The sequence below is a fragment of the Kitasatospora sp. NEAU-CNBT7 genome (genome assembly GCF_057220535.1).
Map to the genome: position 1 here is coordinate 85,682 of NZ_JBXQQB010000031.1, position 16,358 is coordinate 102,039.

The window sequence follows — 16,358 nt, forward strand, 5'->3', positions numbered from 1 at the left end:
TGTTGCCCAAGCCCTCCCCCCTTTTTGGGGGGGGGGGGCTCTTCCCCCCCGCGCCCGTCCGGGTGTCTCCTGTCAGGATGTCGGCCGACGCGCCGACCGCCTGACAAGATGCATCTGCAGGTCGCGGGCGGGCTTCCCTAGGCTTTCCCCATGAGCATCCCCACTGCTGACTCGGCTGCCGGGCAGGCCGTCAAGGCCGCCGACCGCGCGCACGTCTTCCACTCGTGGTCCGCCCAGGCGCTGATCGACCCCCTCGCGGTGGCCGGCGCCGAGGGTTCCTACTTCTGGGACTACGACGGCAACCGCTACCTGGACTTCTCCTCGCAGCTGGTGAACACCAACATCGGCCACCAGCACCCCAAGGTGGTCGCGGCGATCCAGGAGCAGGCGGCGAAGCTCTGCACCATCGCGCCCGGCTTCGCGCAGGAGTCCCGCAGCGAGGCCGCCCGGCTGATCGCCGAGCGCACCCCCGGGGACCTCGACAAGATCTTCTTCACCAACGGCGGCGCCGAGGCCAACGAGAACGCGATCCGGATGGCCCGGCTGCACACCGGCCGGCAGAAGGTGCTCTCCACCTACCGCTCGTACCACGGCGCCACCGCCAACGCGATCGCCCTGACCGGCGACCCGCGCCGCTGGGCCAACGAGACCGGCGTCTCCGGCATCGTCCACTTCTGGGGCCCCTACGCCTACCGCTCCAACTTCCACGCCGAGAACGAGGCGCAGGAGTGCGAGCGCGCGCTGGCGCACCTGGAGCAGGTGATCGCCTTCGAGGGCCCGGCCACCGTCGCCGCGATCATCCTGGAGACCGTGGTCGGCACCGCCGGCATCCTGATCCCGCCGGCCGGCTACCTCGCCGGGGTCCGCGAGATCTGCGACCGCCACGGCATCGTGCTGATCCTCGACGAGGTGATGGCGGGCTTCGGCCGCACCGGCGAGTGGTTCGCCGCCGACCACTGGGGCATCACCCCGGACCTGCTGACCTTCGCCAAGGGCGTCAACTCCGGCTACGTCCCGCTGGGCGGCGTCGCGATCTCGGCCGAGATCGCCGCCACCTTCGCCGAGCGGCCCTTCCCCGGCGGCCTCACCTACTCCGGCCACCCGCTGGCCTGCGCCTCCGCGGTGGCCACCATCAACGCGATGGCCGAGGAAGGCATCGTGGAGAACGCCAAGCACATCGGCGAGCACGTCCTCGGCCCGGGCCTGCGGGAACTGGCGGAGCGCCACCCCTCGATCGGCGAGGTCCGCGGCCTCGGCGTGTTCTGGGCGCTCGACCTGGTCAAGGACCGCACCACCCGCGAGCCGCTGGTGCCGTACAACGCGGCGGGCGCCGCCAACGCGCCGATGGCCGAACTGGCCGCCGCCTGCAAGCAGCGCGGCCTGTGGCCGTTCGTCAACATGAACCGCTTCCACGTGGTGCCGCCGTGCACCGTCACCGAGGAAGAGGCCAAGGCGGGCCTCGCCGCCCTCGACGAGGCGCTCACCGCGGCCGACGCGCACACCGTCTGACCCCTCCCCACTCCGCACCGCGGCCCCGGGCAGCGCTGCCCGGGGCCGTCCCATGTCTGGAGAACCTCCCCCATGGTCACCACGCTCACCCGCCGCTCCGTGATCGGCGCCGCCGGACTGCTCGGCCTCGGCCCGCTCGCCGCCTGCGGCATCGCCCCCGCCTACGTGCCCGCCGACCGGCGCGCGGCACCGGACCGCTCGGAGCAGGACAACGCGCTCGTCTTCTCCAACTGGACCCAGTACATCGACGTCGACGACTCCGGGAACCGGCCCACGCTGGAGGCGTTCACCGAGCGGACCGGGATCGAGGTGGCCTACAGCGAGGACATCAACGACAACGACGAGTTCTTCGGCAAGGTCAGCCCGGTGCTGGCCCAGGGCGGCGACCCCGGCCGCGACCTGATGGTGATCAGCGACTGGATGGCGGCCCGCTACGTGTCGCTCGGCTGGGTGCAGGCCCTGGACCGGGCCAACCTGCCGAATGTCACCGAGCACCTGGACCCGCAGCTCGCCCACCCCGCCTTCGACCGCGACCGCGGCCACAGCGTGCCGTGGCAGTCCGGCATCACCGGCATCGCCTACAACCGCAAGGCGCTCGGTCGCGAGATCCGCACCACCGCCGACCTGTGGGCGCCCGACCTGAAGGGCCGGGTCACCCTGTTCGCCGGGATGGACGAGGCGCTCGGCCTGCTGATGCTCGCCCAGGGCGCCGACATCTCCGCCTTCACCGCCGACGACGCGCACCGCGCGATGGCCCAGGTGCAGAAGCTCGTCGACAGCCGCCACATCCGCCGCTTCACCGGCAACGACTACACCAGCGACCTGGCCTCCGGCGCGGCCGTCGCCTGCCAGGCGTACTCCGGCGACGCGATCCAGCTGCGCGCCGAGAACCCCGACATCGAGTTCGTGGTCCCCGAGGAGGGCGGCGAACTGTGGTCCGAGAGCCTGATGGTCCCGGACCGGGCCGCCCACAAGCGCAACGCCGAGCGGCTGATCGACTACTACTACCAGCCCGAGGTGGCCGCCGAGCTCGCCGCCTTCGTCCAGTACATCTGCCCGGTGCCGGCCGCCCGCGAGGTGCTGGCCGGCAGCTCGGACGAGGAGACGGCCGCGCTCGCCGAGGAGCCGCTGATCTTCCCCACCGACGAGATGCGGGCCCGGCTGCACACCATGCGCGACGTCACTCCGGCCGAGCGGCCGGAGTTCCACCAGGTGTGGGGCCAGGTCGCCGGGGTGTGAGGCACCCGGTGCGCCGCCGGCCGGCGGTCAGCGGCGCACCGCGTCCAGCGCCAGCAGCGCCACGTGCAGCGACAGACAGGACTCCACCTGGTCCAGGTCGACCCCCAGGATCCGCTCGACCTTGTGCAGCCGGTCGTAGAACGACGGCCGGGACAGGTGCGCCGCGTCGGCCGCCGCCGACTTGTTGCGGCCCTGCTCCAGGTAGATCCGCAGCATCCGGACCAGCTGCCCGCCGTGCTCCGCGTCGTACGCCAGCAGCGGCCCGAGCTCGCGCTCCACGTACGTCTGCAGCCGCTCGTCGTCGCGCAGCAGGTGCAGCAGACCGCGCAGCCGGACGTCCGGCAGCCGGTAGTAGGCGGCGGCCCGCCCGCCCGGCGCGTCGTGCATGGCGGCGTCCGCGACCTGGGTCGCCTCCAGCAGGGTCCGCCGGGCGTCGCGGACCGAGCCGACCGACGAGCCCACCGCTATCACCGGCTGGGGCGCCGGCACGGCCGGATCGCGGGCCGCCTCGGCCAGCAGCTTGCGCAGCGCGGCGGCGAACGCCTCCAGCGCGGCGTGCTCGTCGGCCTGCGAGCCGAGCGCGACCAGCAGGCCCACCCCTTCGTCGTCGAACGCCCCGACCAGCGCGGACAGCCGCGCGGTGCGGATCGCGGTGGCCGCGAGCTCGGTGAAGTCGCGCAGCCGGGCCTGTGCCTCCAGCGCCGCCGGGATCGGGCCCTGCCGCCGCCGCAGCACCACCCCGACCAGCCGCCGGCTCTCCAGCGGCACGCCCAGCGCCTGGGCCCGCAGGGTCACCTCGGAGACGGTCAGCGCATGGGTGAGGATCCCCGACAGCAGGGTGCGGTGGGTCTGCCGCTCCAGCGACTCGCGGTCGCGCACCACCAGCCGGTTGAGCGCCAGGGTGGCCGCACCGCGCTCCAGCATCATGGTGTGCCGGTGCGGGACGCCCTCGGGCAGCGGGCCGGGCTCGTCCACCAGCACCAGCCGGCCCCAGTCCTGGCCGCGCGCGCCGACCGTGGTGACCAGCCAGCCGCTGCGCGGGTCGTGGCCGGTCCGGCCCGGCGGCCGGACCCCGCGCGAGCGGCGCTCCCAGCCCTCCAGCAGCTCGGCCTCCGGGCGGCCCGCCGGATCGTGCGCCAGCACCTGGTGGGCCAGGTTCTCCAGCACCACCGGCGCCCCGGCCAGCTGCGCCACCTGCCGGACCACCTCGGCGGGCTCGGCGCCCTCGGTGGCCAGCTCGTTGAAGATCTGGTGCACCGCCTCCGAGGTGCGCAGCTGCTCCAGCTGGGCGTTGACCACCAGCGCGTGCACGGCCTCGGTGACGGCGACGAAGCGCAGTTCCCGGCGGAGCACGATCAGCGGCAGTCCGCGCTGTTCGGCGGCGTGCACCAGGGCGCGCGGCAGCGAGTCGAAGTAGCGCCGCCCGAACTCGATGACCAGGCCGGCGACCCCGACCTCGGCCAGCTCGCGGACGTACCGGGCCAGGCCCTCGCGGTCCTCCGGCAGCGCGATGCCGGTGGAGAGCACCAGCTCGCCGCCCTGCAGCACGCCGGCCACGTCGGGCAGTTCGCTGACGTGCACCCAGCGGACCGGGCGCTCCAGGTGCTCGGCGCCGGCCACCACCTGGGGCAGGCCGCGCCGCATCACGTCCAGGTCGAGCACCCGGGCGACGGTGGGGAGCATCGCGGTCCTCCTGCGCTGCGGTGGTCTGGCCCGGCCCTGGCCGGGCTGCCGGTGACCGGCAGCGGCGCCGATCACAGTGTCAGGTAAATCATCCATCTCCCCGACGGCTTGTCACCCCGATCCAGCCTTGCACCCTGTAAGGCGCTCGGCGCCCGCCCTGTCGCAGTGACCCTTGTCACCCGGTCGCCGGAACGGGCATCGTCAGCGGGTCGGCAGTGGCGCACTGCGGCCCACTCCGCCGGAATCCGTCGCGTAACCAGATGGCAACAGCGGAATCCCTTGTGGCCACCGACCGCGCCTGTCAGGATCGCGCAATCCCGGCGATCGGACCTCGCGGGCCGACCGTTGCTGCTACCGCGACTCGACCAGCCGCGCCCCGCGCAGTACCGGATGCGACCCGCGGTCGCGTGCAGCATGACGGCAGCGGCACCCCCACGCCGCTGCCGTCGAACTCACCGGGCACCTGGAGGAACTGATGGACCTGACCGACTTCAGCGCGGGCGCGCAGTACATCGCGGGCCGGCTGACCGAGGCCACCGGCGGCGACCCCTTCCAGGTCGTCAACCCCGCCGACGGCAGCGTCGTGCAGCAGGTCACGCTCGCCTCCACCGCCGACGTCGACACCGCGGTCGCGGCCGCGAAGGCCGCCCTCCCCGAGTGGTCGGGCGCCACCCCGGGCGCCCGCAGCGAGGCGCTGCTGAAGCTGGCGGCGATCCTCGCCGACCGGGCCGAGGACTTCGCCCGGGTGGAGACCGCGCAGACCGGCAAGCCGATCAAGCTGTCCACCGAGTTCGACGTCCCCGGCACGGTCGACAACACCGCCTTCTTCGCCGGCGCCGCCCGCAGCCTGGAGGGCAAGGCCGCCGGCGAGTACTCCGGCGACCACACCTCGTACGTGCGCCGCGAGGCGATCGGCGTGGTCGGCTCCATCTCCCCGTGGAACTACCCGCTGCAGATGGCCGCCTGGAAGATCCTGCCGGCCGTCGCGGCCGGCAACACCATCGTTCTCAAGCCCGCCGAGCTGACCCCGCTGACCTCGCTGATGTTCGCCCGCGCCTGCACCGAGGCGGGCATCCCCGACGGCGTGGTCAACGTGGTGACCGGCGCCGGCCGCCCGGCCGGCGAGCACCTGATCTCGCACCCCGACGTCGCGATGGTCTCCTTCACCGGCTCCACCCCGGTCGGCAAGCGGGTCGCCGAACTGGCCACCGCCACCGTCAAGCGCACCCACCTCGAGCTCGGCGGCAAGGCGCCGTTCGTGGTCTTCGACGACGCGGACCTGGAGGCCGCCGTGCACGGCGCGGTCGCCGCCTCGCTGATCAACAGCGGCCAGGACTGCACCGCCGCCACCCGCGCCTACGTCCAGCGCCCGCTGTACGACGCGTTCGTCGCCGGGGTGGCCGACCTGTTCGCCGCGGTCCGGCTCGGCGACCCGCTCAACCCGCGGACCGACCTCGGCCCGCTGGTCTCCTTCACCCACCGGGACCGGGTGGCCGGCTTCGTCGAGCGCGCCCGGGCGTACGGCGCCACCGTGGTGACCGGCGGCCGGGCCCCGGAGACCGGCCACGACGGCACCGACCTGACCCGCGGCGCCTACTACCTGCCGACCCTGATCACCGGCGTCGCCCAGGACAGCGAGGTGGTGCAGGGCGAGATCTTCGGCCCGGTGCTGACCGTGCTGCCCTTCGACGGCGACGACGAGGGCCTGCGGCTGGCCAACGACACCCCGTACGGCCTGGCGGCCTCCGCCTGGACCACCAACGTGCACCGCTCGCTGCGCGCCACCCGGGAGATCGCCGCCGGGTGCGTGTGGGTCAACGACCATATCCCGATCATCAGCGAGATGCCCCACGGCGGCTACAAGTCCTCCGGCTACGGCAAGGACATGTCGCAGTACTCGCTCGACGAGTACACGCAGGTCAAGCACGTCATGTTCGACACCACGGCGGTCGCCCGCAAGGACTGGCACCGCACGATCTTCGGAGACAGATAACCCCCGTCGTCTCCCGTCCTCTTCCCCCAGGAGGGTGTCCCCGCATGGAACTCAACGAGATCACCGGCAGTCTGCCGGAGCCGGTCCGCAAGGCCTGGGAACGCAGTCTGACCAGCGGCCGGGCCGCGCTGAGCCGTCGCGCCCTGCTGCAGGCCGGCGCGGTCGCGGCCGGCGCCGGCACTCTCGCGGCCTGCGGCATCCCGCCGGCCAGGAGTTCCGCCACCGGTGACGCGGTTGCCGCCCCGGACCACTCCGACGAGGAGAAGGTGGTGAACTTCTCCAACTGGCCGCTCTACATCGACGTGGACGCCCAGGACGAGCAGAAGCACGCCACCCTCGACGAGTTCGAGGCGGCCACCGGCATCAAGGTCCGCTACACCGAGGACGTCAACGACAACGTCGAGTTCTTCGGCAAGGTCAAGCCGCAGCTGGCGTCCGGCCAGGACACCGGCCGCGACCTGATGGTGCTCACCGACTGGATGGCCGCCCGGCTGATCCGGCTCGGCTGGGTGCAGAGGCTCGACCCCGCCAACCTCACCAACGCCGTCACCAACATCGAGGACCGCCTGCGGACCCCGGACTGGGACCCCAACCGGCAGTACTCCTACCCCTGGGCCGGCATCCAGGTGGTGGTCGCCTACAACAAGAAGGCCACCGGCGGGAAGCCGGTCACCAGCGTCACCCAGCTGCTGGACGACCCCGAGCTCAAGGGCCGGGTCACCTTCCTGTCGGAGATGCGCGACACGGTCGGGATGGTGCTGCTGGAGATGGGCAAGGACCCGGCGAAGTTCACCGCCGACGACTACGACGCGGCCATCCACCGGCTGCAGAAGGCCGTCGACAGCAAGCAGATCCGCAAGTTCACCGGCAACGACTACGGCCAGGAGCTGTCCTCCGGCGACATCGCGGCCTGCGTCGCCTGGGGCGGCGACCTGATCCAGCTGCGCGCCGACAACCCCGACATCGAGTTCGTCATCCCGGACCACGGCTACGTCGCCTCGACCGACAACATGCTGGTCCCGGCCAAGGCCCAGCACAAGAAGAACGCCGAACTGCTGATCGACTTCTACTACCGGCCGAAGGTCGCGGCCGAACTGACCGCCGGGATCGGCTACGTGTCCCCGGTCACCGGCGTCCAGGCCGAGCTCGCCGCGCTCGACCCGGACACGGCGGCCAACCCGCTGGTCATCCCCACCCCGGAGATGGCCGCCAAGGTGCACGCCTTCCGCAGCCTCACCGAGGCCGAGGAGACCGACTTCGAGGACAAGTTCTCCAAGTTGATCGGCGCCTGACCCCCCGACCGGCCATCCGGCACCAGTACGGCATCTGACAGAGGGACACCATGACGGAGCAGCTGCGCGACACCGCGGCCGCCGGCGGAGACGTTCGCCTCACCGGCATCAGCAAGACCTACGGCGCCTCCACCGCCGTCCACCCGCTCGACCTCACCGTGCCGCAGGGCTCGTTCTTCGCCCTGCTCGGCGCCTCCGGCTGCGGCAAGACCACCACCCTGCGCATGATCGCCGGCCTGGAGGAGCCCAGCAGCGGCACCGTCCTGATCGGCGGCCAGGACGTCACCGCACTGCCGCCGTACCGGCGCCCGGTGAACACCGTCTTCCAGAGCTACGCGCTCTTCCCGCACCTCGACATCTTCGAGAACGTCGCCTTCGGCCTGCGCCGCCGCGGCAAGAAGGACGTCCGCAAGCAGGTCGAGGAGATGCTGGAGCTGGTCGAGCTCGGCGCGATGGCCCGGCGCAAGCCGCACCAGCTCTCCGGCGGCCAGCAGCAGCGCGTCGCGGTCGCCCGCGCGCTGATCAACCACCCCCAGGTGCTGCTGCTGGACGAGCCGCTCGGCGCCCTCGACCTCAAGCTGCGCCGCCAGATGCAGCTGGAGCTCAAGCGGATCCAGACCGAGGTCGGCATCACCTTCGTCCACGTCACCCACGACCAGGAGGAGGCCATGACCATGGCCGACACCATCGCGGTGATGAACGGCGGCCGGATCGAGCAGCTCGGCGCCCCCGCCGACCTGTACGAGAACCCGGCCACCACCTTCGTGGCCAACTTCCTCGGCCAGTCCAACCTGATCCCCGCCGAGGTCACCGGCCGCTCGGGCGACGACCTCCAGCTCAGCGCCTCCGGGGTGCGGCTCGCGCTGCCGAAGGCCCGCTGTTCCACCGAGGCGACCCGGGTCCACCTCGGGGTGCGCCCCGAGAAGATCACCATCGCGCACGCCGGCACCGAGGTGGCCGAGGGCCGCAACCGGGTGGCCGGCACGGTGGTCGACTCCAGCTTCATCGGCGTCTCCACCCAGTACGTGGTGCGCGCCGAGACCGGCCAGGAACTCGCCGTCTTCGAGCAGAACATGGACCGCGACGTCCGGATAGCCGCCGGCGCGCCGGTCGTCCTGCACTGGAACCCGGCCCACTCCTTCGGCATGGACGCCACCCAGGCGATCGACGCCGGCACCGGGGAGGAGGCCGCGTGACCACCACCACCGAGGCCGCACCCCCCGAGGTCGTCCCCCTCACGGCGCCGGCGAAGCGCCCCCGCCGCAAGCTCACCCCGTACTGGCTGCTGCTGCCCGGCATCGCCTGGCTGGTGGTCTTCTTCGCGGTGCCGATGGTCTACCAGGGCTCCACCTCCCTGCAGACCGGCTCGCTCGAAGAAGGCTTCAAGGTCACCTGGCACTTCGCCACCTACTGGGACGCCCTGGTCGAGTACAAGTGGCACTTCGTCCGCTCGTTCTCGTACGCCGCCACCGCGACCGTGCTCTGCCTGGCGATCGGCTACCCGCTCGCGTACACCATCGCCTTCAAGGCGAGCAAGCGCTGGCGCAACGTCATCCTGATCCTGGTGATCGCGCCGTTCTTCACCAGCTTCCTGATCCGCACGCTGGCCTGGAAGACCATCCTGTCCGACGGCGGGGTGGTGGTGGGCGCACTCAACACGCTGCACCTGCTGGACATCAGCGACGCGCTCGGCCTGACCTCCGGGCACCGGGTGCTGGCCACCCCGCTCGCGGTGGTCTGCGGCCTGACCTACAACTTCCTGCCGTTCATGATCCTGCCGCTGTACACCTCGCTGGAGCGGATCGACCCGCGCCTGCACGAGGCGGCCGGCGACCTGTACGCCCGCCCGTTCACCACCTTCCGCAAGGTCACCTTCCCGATCTCGCTGCCCGGTGTGGTGGCCGGCACCCTGCTGACCTTCATCCCCGCCTCCGGCGACTACATCAACGCCCAGCTGCTCGGCTCGCCGAGCGAGCAGATGGTCGGCAACGGCATCCAGAAGCAGTTCCTGAACGTGCTCGACTACCCGACAGCGGCAGCGCTGAGTTTCATCCTGATGGCCCTGATCCTGGGGATGGTGACGGTCTACATGAAGAAGGCCGGAACGGAGGACCTGGTCTGATGACCCGACTGATCGGATGGGTCCGCCGGAACCTCGTGGTCCTGGCCGGCATCATCGCCCTCGCCTACCTGGTCCTGCCGAACCTGGTGGTGCTCGCCTTCTCGTTCAACAAGCCCGCGGGCAAGTTCAACTACGAGTGGCAGCAGTTCTCCACCGACGCCTGGACCGACCCCTGCGGCGTCGCCGACATGTGCGGCTCGCTCACCCTCAGCCTGAAGATCGCCGCCCTGGCCACCCTCGGCGCCACCGTGCTCGGCACCATGGTCGCCTTCGCACTCGCCCGCTACCGGTTCAGCGGCCGGGCCGCCACCACCGCGCTGATCTTCCTGCCGATGGCCATGCCCGAGGTGGTGATGGCCGCCTCGCTCGGCACCCTCTTCCTCAACATGCGCATCCCGTTCGGCTTCACCACCATCCTGATCGCGCACATCATGTTCTGCCTCAGCTTCGTGGTGACCGCCGTCAAGGCCCGCGTGATGAGCATGGACCCCCGGCTCGAACAGGCCGCCCAGGACCTCTACGCCACCCCGGTGCAGACCTTCCTGCGGATCACCCTGCCGCTCGCCGCCCCCGGCATCGCCGCCGGCGCGCTGCTCAGCTTCGCGCTCTCGTTCGACGACTTCATCATCACCCAGTTCAACTCGGGACCGACCACGGTCACCTTCCCGATGTTCGTCTGGGGCGCCTCCCAGCGCGGCATCCCGGTCCAGGTCAATGTGATCGGTACCGCGATGTTCCTCGCCGCGGTGGTGCTGACCGTCGTCGGCCAGACGATCGGCAACCGGCGAAAGGCGCGCGCCTGACACCACGACCCGTCAGGTCCGCGCACCACCTATCGACGACCAGAAAGTAGCTGATAGAGCATGGACTCCGCCCGTGCACTCAGTGACGCCAGGCCCACCCCGTTCTGGCTGGAGGACCCGGGTCGGCCCGAGGCACTGCCCGCGCTGGTCGGCGACGTCAGGTGCGACCTGCTGGTGGTCGGCGGCGGCTACAGCGGCCTGTGGACCGCGCTGATTGCCAAGGAGCGCGACCCCTCACTGGACGTCGTCCTGGTCGAGGGCCACGAGGTCGGCTGGGCGGCCTCCGGACGCAACGGCGGATTCTGCGCGGCCAGCCTCACCCACGGCTTCGGCAACGGCCTCCAGCGCTGGCCGGGCGAGCTGGCCGAGCTGGAACGCCAGGGCGCGGCCAACCTCCAGGCCATGGAGGACAGCCTCAAGCGCTACGGCATCGACTGCGAGTGGGAGCGCACCGGCGAGATCGACGTCGCCACCGAACCCCACCAGCTCGCCGAACTCCACGAGGTCGCCGAGGCCGTCGCCGAGTACGGCATGGACGTCACCGTCCTGGACGCCGACCAGCTGCGCCGCGAGGTCGACTCACCGACCTTCCTCGGCGGCATCTGGGACAAGGACGGGGTGGCCATGCTCCACCCGGCCAAGCTGGCCTGGGGCCTGAAGGCCGCCTGCCTCGCCCAGGGCGTACGGATCTTCGAGCGCACCCGCGCCACCGGCCTCGCCGAGCACGGCAGCGGCATGGCCGTGAAGACCCCCTACGGCCGGGTCCTCGCCCGCAAGGTCGCCCTCGGCACCAACGTCTTCCCGTCCCTGGTCAAGCGGGTCCGCCCGTACATCGCCCCGGTGTACGACTACGCGCTGATGACCGAGCCGCTCACGGACCGGCAGATGGCCGCGATCGGCTGGCAGGGCCGCCAGGGCCTCGGCGACAGCGCCAACCAGTTCCACTACTTCCGGCTCTCCGCCGACAACCGCATCCTGTGGGGCGGCTACGACGCGATCTACAACTTCGGCGGCAGGGTGCGCGCCGAGTACGACCAGCGCCCGGAGACCTTCCGCACCCTCGCCCGGCAGTTCTTCGAGACCTTCCCGCAGCTGGAGGGCGTGCGCTTCACCAACGCGTGGGGCGGCGCGATCGACACCTGCACCCGGTTCTCGGCCTTCTTCGACACCGCCTACCGCGGCCGGGTCGCCTACGCCGCCGGCTTCACCGGCCTCGGCGTCGGCGCCACCCGCTACGGCGCCGAGGTGATGCTCGACCTGCTGGACGGCCGGATGACCGAACGCACCTCCCTGGAGATGGTCCGCAGCAAGCCGCTGCCGTTCCCGCCCGAGCCCGTCCGCTGGGCCGGGATCGAGATCACCAAGTGGTCGCTCGACCGGGCCGACCGCAACGGCGGCCACCGCAACCTCTGGCTGCGCACGCTCGACCGGCTCGGACTCGGCTTCGACAGCTGATCCGGCCACCGGCCCGGCCACCGGTCCGGCCACCGGTCCGGGCCACTGGTCCGGGCCACCCCGCGGGCCCGTCCCGCACCCGTCCCGCTCGACCGGGGGCGCACCCGACTCCGGGTGCGCCCCCGCTCTGCTCCTCCCCGCCCGGACCTGACCGGACCTGACCTGACCTGACCGGACCGCCCGGGCCGCGCACCACGTCCGCCCGGACCGCGCGGCCCGGTCAGGCCGGCCGCCCGCCCACCACGTCCGCGCGCCACGTCCGCCCGCGGATCCGGGTGCACGGACCCGTGTAAGAGCCGCCCCGGGCCGGGCTCTCCCGAGGGGAAGCCCACCGAGCGGAGGACACACCATGACACCCGGCCACCCCCACGACACCGCACTCCGGTGGCTCGCCGCCGCCACCCCCGACCCCGACCACAGCCACCGGCACTGGACCTGCTCCGCCGCCGCCACCCTGCTGGTCCCCGCCGGCCGCCGCTGGGACCTGCTCTCCGTCCCCGACGCGCTCGGCCGGCCCGCCCTCGACGTCCTGCACCGGCTCGACGACCTGCACCGCACCCCCGGCCGCGGCCCGGTCCTCACCCACACCGGCCGGACCGGCTTCCTCGTCCCCGTCGGCACCGCGTCCCGGTGGTTCGGCACCGGCGTCAAGGTCGCCGGACCCGGGCTCTGGACGGCCCTCCCGCACCCCGCCCGACCACGCCCCGCCCGGCACTGGCTGGTCCCCCCGGACGGCTCCGGCCGCCTGGTCGACCCGGCCCTGCTCGAACTCGCGCTGCACGACGCCGCAGCCCGCTGCCACCGCCCCCGACTGTGCCCCGCCGCCGACAGCCGCCCGGCCGGCTGAGGCGCTCCGGTCCCCGGAGACACCCGCGCCCCGGGCGCGTCCGCCCCGAACAGCCGCTGCGCCGCGCTCCCCGGGGCGGGAGACTTGGCGCATGACGCCGAGCCTGCTCACCGAGGAGACCCTCAGACTGCTGGAGACCGCGCAGCCGTACTGCCTGCGGCACGCCCTCGCGCTGGCCGGCACCGAGGCCCTGCACGCCCACGGCCTGCCGGTCGGCCGCCCGACCGGCCTGGTCCTGATCACCGCGGAGGGACCGCCGCTGTCCGAACTCGCCGTCGGCCTCGCCGAGACCCTCCGTGCGGCCGGACACACCGTCCGCGAGGAGCCCGGCACCCCACGGCGGATCCAGCTCTCCACGGCGAGCGGCCCGATCGAACTGCGCCGGGAACCGCTGCGCCACCCGCCCCTGCTGCTGGACGCGCCCGTTCCGGTGACCGCCCTGGCCGACGCGGCGGGCCTCGCCGTCCTCGACCTCTGCGACCGCGCGCTGCCCGCCGACCTGCGAGCCGTCCACGCCCTCGCCGACCGCTTCCGTCCGGGCGAGCTGCTCGCCCTGGCCGCCGCCCTGGACGAGGACTTCCAGCCCGCGGTCCTCGCCGACCGCCTCGAAGCCGCCGCCGAGCTGTCCGGACCTGGCCACCCGCACACCCAGGCCTGGGCCCAGCTCTGGGCCCAGGACCTGCGCCTGGACCTGATGGAGACCCTCGAACTCCCCGACGGCCTGCACGACCCCTACCTGGAGGAGACCGACGAGCCCGGGACCGACCTGTCCGGGACCGGCCCCGCGGCGGACGGCCCCGAGGACCGGGGCCCAGAGGACCGGGGGCCCGACGACCTGTAAGGGTGAATCTCCGTTCCCCGTCACGCTGCTCGTTGAGACGGGCCCCCGCGGTCACCAGACTGGATGCTGAGCGCGGGAGCCCCGTGTTCCCGCCGCCCGGTCCCTCGTCCGGGTGGTGCCGGCACGGTACCGGCGGCGCTGCGCCGTACGGACTTCGGAGGCAGAAGACCTTGAGCAAGCACATCACCCACTGGATCGGCGGCGCCCCCGTCGCCACCGCCGGCTCCGCGCCCCGGCGCGGCGACATCTTCGACCCGGCCACCGGGCAGGTCGCGGGACAGGTCGACTTCGCGGAGATCGCCGAGGTCGACCAGGCCGTGGCCGCCGCGTCGGCGGCCTTCGCCGAGTGGCGCACGGCCTCGGTGGCCAAGCGGACCCAGGTGCTCTTCAACTTCCGCGAGCTGTTCAACGCCCGCAAGGACGAGCTGGCCGCGATCATCGTCTCCGAGCACGGCAAGGTGCACTCGGACGCCCTCGGCGAGCTGGCCCGCGGCCAGGAGGTCGTGGAGTACGCCTGCGGGATCGCCCAGCTCGGCAAGGGCGGCTTCACCGAGCAGGCCTCCACCGGCATCGACGTCTACTCGATCCGGCAGCCGCTCGGCCCGGTCGCGATCATCTCGCCGTTCAACTTCCCGGCCATGGTCCCGATGTGGTTCTTCCCGATCGCCATCGCCACCGGCAACACCGTCGTACTCAAGCCGTCCGAGAAGGACCCGTCCGCCGCCAACTTCCTGGCCGAGCTGTGGAAGGAGGCCGGCCTGCCGGACGGCGTCTTCAACGTCGTGCACGGCGACAAGGTCGCGGTCGACCGCCTGCTGGAGCACCCGGACGTCAAGTCCGTCAGCTTCGTCGGCTCGACCCCGATCGCCCGCTACGTCTACGAGACCGGCACCCGGTACGGCAAGCGCGTGCAGGCCCTCGGCGGCGCGAAGAACCACATGCTGGTGCTGCCCGACGCCGACCTGGACCTCAGCGCGGACGCCGCGATCAACGCGGGCTTCGGCGCGGCCGGCGAGCGCTGCATGGCCGTCTCCGTCCTGGTCGCGGTCGACCCGATCGGCGACGAGCTGGTGGAGAAGATCAAGTCCCGGATGGCCACCCTGAAGGTCGGCCCCGGCTGCAACGGCGACTCCGAGATGGGTCCGCTGGTCACCGGCCAGCACCGCGACAAGGTCACCTCCTACGTGGAGTCCGGTGTCGCCGACGGTGCGGAGCTGGCGGTCGACGGCCGAAAGCACCCGATCGCCGCCGAGGACGTCAGCGGCGCCCCGACCACCGACGGCTTCTGGCTGGGCCCGACCCTCTTCGACCACGTCAAGCCCGGCATGTCCGTCTACAACGACGAGATCTTCGGCCCGGTGCTCTCGGTCGTCCGGGTCGCCTCCTACGAGGAGGGCGTGGAGCTCATCAACTCCAACCCCTACGGCAACGGCACCGCGATCTTCACCAACGACGGCGGCGCGGCCCGGCGCTTCCAGAACGAGATCGAGGTCGGCATGGTCGGCATCAACGTGCCGATCCCGGTCCCGGTGGCCTACTACTCCTTCGGCGGCTGGAAGTCCTCGCTCTTCGGCGACGCCCACGCCTACGGCCCCGACGGCGTCCAGTTCTTCACCCGCGGCAAGGTCGTCACCCAGCGTTGGCTCGACCCGTCGCACGGCGGCATCAACCTGGGCTTCCCCACCAACTCCTGATTCGACTCCCGGTCAGCGCCTGATCTCGAGGTCAGCTCCTGACCAGCAGCACCTGAGGGCCGCCCGGCCCGCCGCGCCGTTCCCCCCGGCGGCGCGGACGCCGGGCGGCCCTCGGACGTGTCGGCGGATGTTTGCATCTGCCGCACCGGGGGCGTAGTGTTTCCTAGTCGCTCGGCTGGGAGCACCGGACACGTGTCTACGCGGACGGTCCCGGAGCGGCCAATCCCTTGAAACACCACTTCCCATTCGGCTGGGTGCGCTCTTTCGCGCCCGGCGTGAATTGACGTGCGCGCTTTTATGGATTGCGGCCGGATTCGCTTTTCGGAGCGTCGATCGGCTAAGGTTTGAAACGTCGGACAGGCCGTCAGGTCGGGCCGGCGGAAGGCGAGTTGGACCAGGAAGCCCCGGAAACGGAGCGGAAAACGTCTGATAAGCTGGAAACACGAAGACCGGCCAGGTCGGGTGAGTGAAACTCCGGAAAACGGAGCGGAAAACATCTGCTAGGCTGGGAATCACGAAAGAACGAAGCGCCCGGAGGGCCCGCTGGAAGGCGGTCCGAAGGAAGCGTCCGTTCCTTGAGAACTCAACAGCGTGCCAAAAGTCAACGCCAGATATGTTGACATCCCCGGCCGGTCCGTTCGGATCGGTTGGAGATTCCTTTAGTAACAAAACACTAGCGAGGACGCAGTGCGCGGGGCCGCCCTATTCCGGTGGTTGCCGTGCCGCTCAACGCGGGTGTAGGCCGGATTACCGGCAGACATTCACGGAGAGTTTGATCCTGGCTCAGGACGAACGCTGGCGGCGTGCTTAACACATGCAAGTCGAACGGTGAAGCCCTTCGGGGTGGATCAGTGGCGAACGGGTGAGTAACACGTGGGAA

General features: G+C 71.7%; 12 protein-coding genes and 1 rRNA gene. 12 read left to right on the forward strand and 1 reads right to left on the reverse strand.

Annotated features, from left to right (window positions below; genetic code table 11):
- Positions 1-150 precede the first annotated feature (150 nt).
- Entirely contained in the window at positions 151-1,509 is a 1,359-nt protein-coding gene (locus AC2TEW_RS30720; protein WP_033822803.1) for an aspartate aminotransferase family protein, read from the forward strand.
- A gap of 72 nt (positions 1,510-1,581) precedes the next feature.
- Positions 1,582-2,748, forward strand: coding sequence for a polyamine ABC transporter substrate-binding protein (locus tag AC2TEW_RS30725; protein ID WP_484626608.1), 1,167 nt, complete (start codon positions 1,582-1,584; stop codon positions 2,746-2,748).
- A 27-nt stretch (positions 2,749-2,775) separates the two neighbouring features.
- On the opposite strand, the gene AC2TEW_RS30730 is transcribed toward AC2TEW_RS30725, so the two are convergent.
- Positions 2,776-4,431, reverse strand: coding sequence for a PucR family transcriptional regulator (locus AC2TEW_RS30730; RefSeq protein WP_484626609.1), 1,656 nt, complete (start codon positions 4,429-4,431; stop codon positions 2,776-2,778).
- Between the two features lie 475 nt (positions 4,432-4,906).
- Between AC2TEW_RS30730 and AC2TEW_RS30735 the strand changes: the two genes are divergently transcribed.
- From AC2TEW_RS30735 to AC2TEW_RS30780, 10 genes are all read left to right on the forward strand, one after another.
- Entirely contained in the window at positions 4,907-6,424 is a 1,518-nt protein-coding gene (locus AC2TEW_RS30735) for a gamma-aminobutyraldehyde dehydrogenase (protein ID WP_484626610.1), read from the forward strand.
- Positions 6,425-6,468: 44 nt separating this feature from the next.
- Complete coding sequence (locus AC2TEW_RS30740) at positions 6,469-7,716, forward strand: polyamine ABC transporter substrate-binding protein (RefSeq protein WP_484626611.1); 1,248 nt, start codon at positions 6,469-6,471, stop codon at positions 7,714-7,716.
- A 50-nt stretch (positions 7,717-7,766) separates the two neighbouring features.
- Complete coding sequence (locus AC2TEW_RS30745) at positions 7,767-8,912, forward strand: ABC transporter ATP-binding protein (protein WP_484626612.1); 1,146 nt, start codon at positions 7,767-7,769, stop codon at positions 8,910-8,912.
- Positions 8,909-9,838: an ABC transporter permease gene (locus AC2TEW_RS30750; RefSeq protein WP_484626613.1), complete on the forward strand. Its 930-nt coding sequence runs from the start codon at positions 8,909-8,911 to the stop codon at positions 9,836-9,838. The genes AC2TEW_RS30745 and AC2TEW_RS30750 overlap by 4 nt, the downstream gene beginning before the upstream one ends.
- A complete protein-coding gene (locus AC2TEW_RS30755) occupies positions 9,838-10,641 on the forward strand; it encodes an ABC transporter permease (protein WP_199520421.1) in 804 nt (267 codons plus the stop codon). Before AC2TEW_RS30750 ends, AC2TEW_RS30755 begins: the two co-directional genes overlap by 1 nt.
- A gap of 60 nt (positions 10,642-10,701) precedes the next feature.
- On the forward strand, positions 10,702-12,096 hold the full coding sequence (locus tag AC2TEW_RS30760; RefSeq protein ID WP_484626614.1) for an NAD(P)/FAD-dependent oxidoreductase: 1,395 nt from the start codon (positions 10,702-10,704) through the stop codon (positions 12,094-12,096).
- A gap of 349 nt (positions 12,097-12,445) precedes the next feature.
- Positions 12,446-12,943, forward strand: a complete 498-nt coding sequence (locus AC2TEW_RS30765; protein WP_484626615.1) for a hypothetical protein — start codon at positions 12,446-12,448, stop codon at positions 12,941-12,943.
- A gap of 91 nt (positions 12,944-13,034) precedes the next feature.
- Positions 13,035-13,784 carry a hypothetical protein gene (locus AC2TEW_RS30770; protein ID WP_484626616.1) on the forward strand — a complete coding sequence of 250 codons (750 nt, stop codon included), beginning with the start codon at positions 13,035-13,037 and terminating at the stop codon, positions 13,782-13,784.
- A gap of 170 nt (positions 13,785-13,954) precedes the next feature.
- Positions 13,955-15,478 carry a CoA-acylating methylmalonate-semialdehyde dehydrogenase gene (locus AC2TEW_RS30775; protein WP_484626617.1) on the forward strand — a complete coding sequence of 508 codons (1,524 nt, stop codon included), beginning with the start codon at positions 13,955-13,957 and terminating at the stop codon, positions 15,476-15,478.
- A 760-nt stretch (positions 15,479-16,238) separates the two neighbouring features.
- Positions 16,239-16,358, forward strand: a 16S ribosomal RNA gene (locus AC2TEW_RS30780); the annotation flags it as partial.

Bases quoted from the DNA above. Each gene is read 5' to 3' on its own strand.
- AC2TEW_RS30720 (WP_033822803.1), top strand. From the start codon at position 151: ATGAGCATCCCCACTGCTGACTCGGCTGCCGGGCAGGCCGTCAAGGCC.
- AC2TEW_RS30725 (WP_484626608.1), top strand. From the start codon at position 1,582: ATGGTCACCACGCTCACCCGCCGCTCCGTGATCGGCGCCGCCGGACTG.
- AC2TEW_RS30730 (WP_484626609.1), bottom strand. From the start codon at position 4,431: ATGCTCCCCACCGTCGCCCGGGTGCTCGACCTGGACGTGATGCGGCGC.
- AC2TEW_RS30735 (WP_484626610.1), top strand. From the start codon at position 4,907: ATGGACCTGACCGACTTCAGCGCGGGCGCGCAGTACATCGCGGGCCGG.
- AC2TEW_RS30740 (WP_484626611.1), top strand. From the start codon at position 6,469: ATGGAACTCAACGAGATCACCGGCAGTCTGCCGGAGCCGGTCCGCAAG.
- AC2TEW_RS30745 (WP_484626612.1), top strand. From the start codon at position 7,767: ATGACGGAGCAGCTGCGCGACACCGCGGCCGCCGGCGGAGACGTTCGC.
- AC2TEW_RS30755 (WP_199520421.1), top strand. From the start codon at position 9,838: ATGACCCGACTGATCGGATGGGTCCGCCGGAACCTCGTGGTCCTGGCC.
- AC2TEW_RS30760 (WP_484626614.1), top strand. From the start codon at position 10,702: ATGGACTCCGCCCGTGCACTCAGTGACGCCAGGCCCACCCCGTTCTGG.
- AC2TEW_RS30765 (WP_484626615.1), top strand. From the start codon at position 12,446: ATGACACCCGGCCACCCCCACGACACCGCACTCCGGTGGCTCGCCGCC.
- AC2TEW_RS30770 (WP_484626616.1), top strand. From the start codon at position 13,035: ATGACGCCGAGCCTGCTCACCGAGGAGACCCTCAGACTGCTGGAGACC.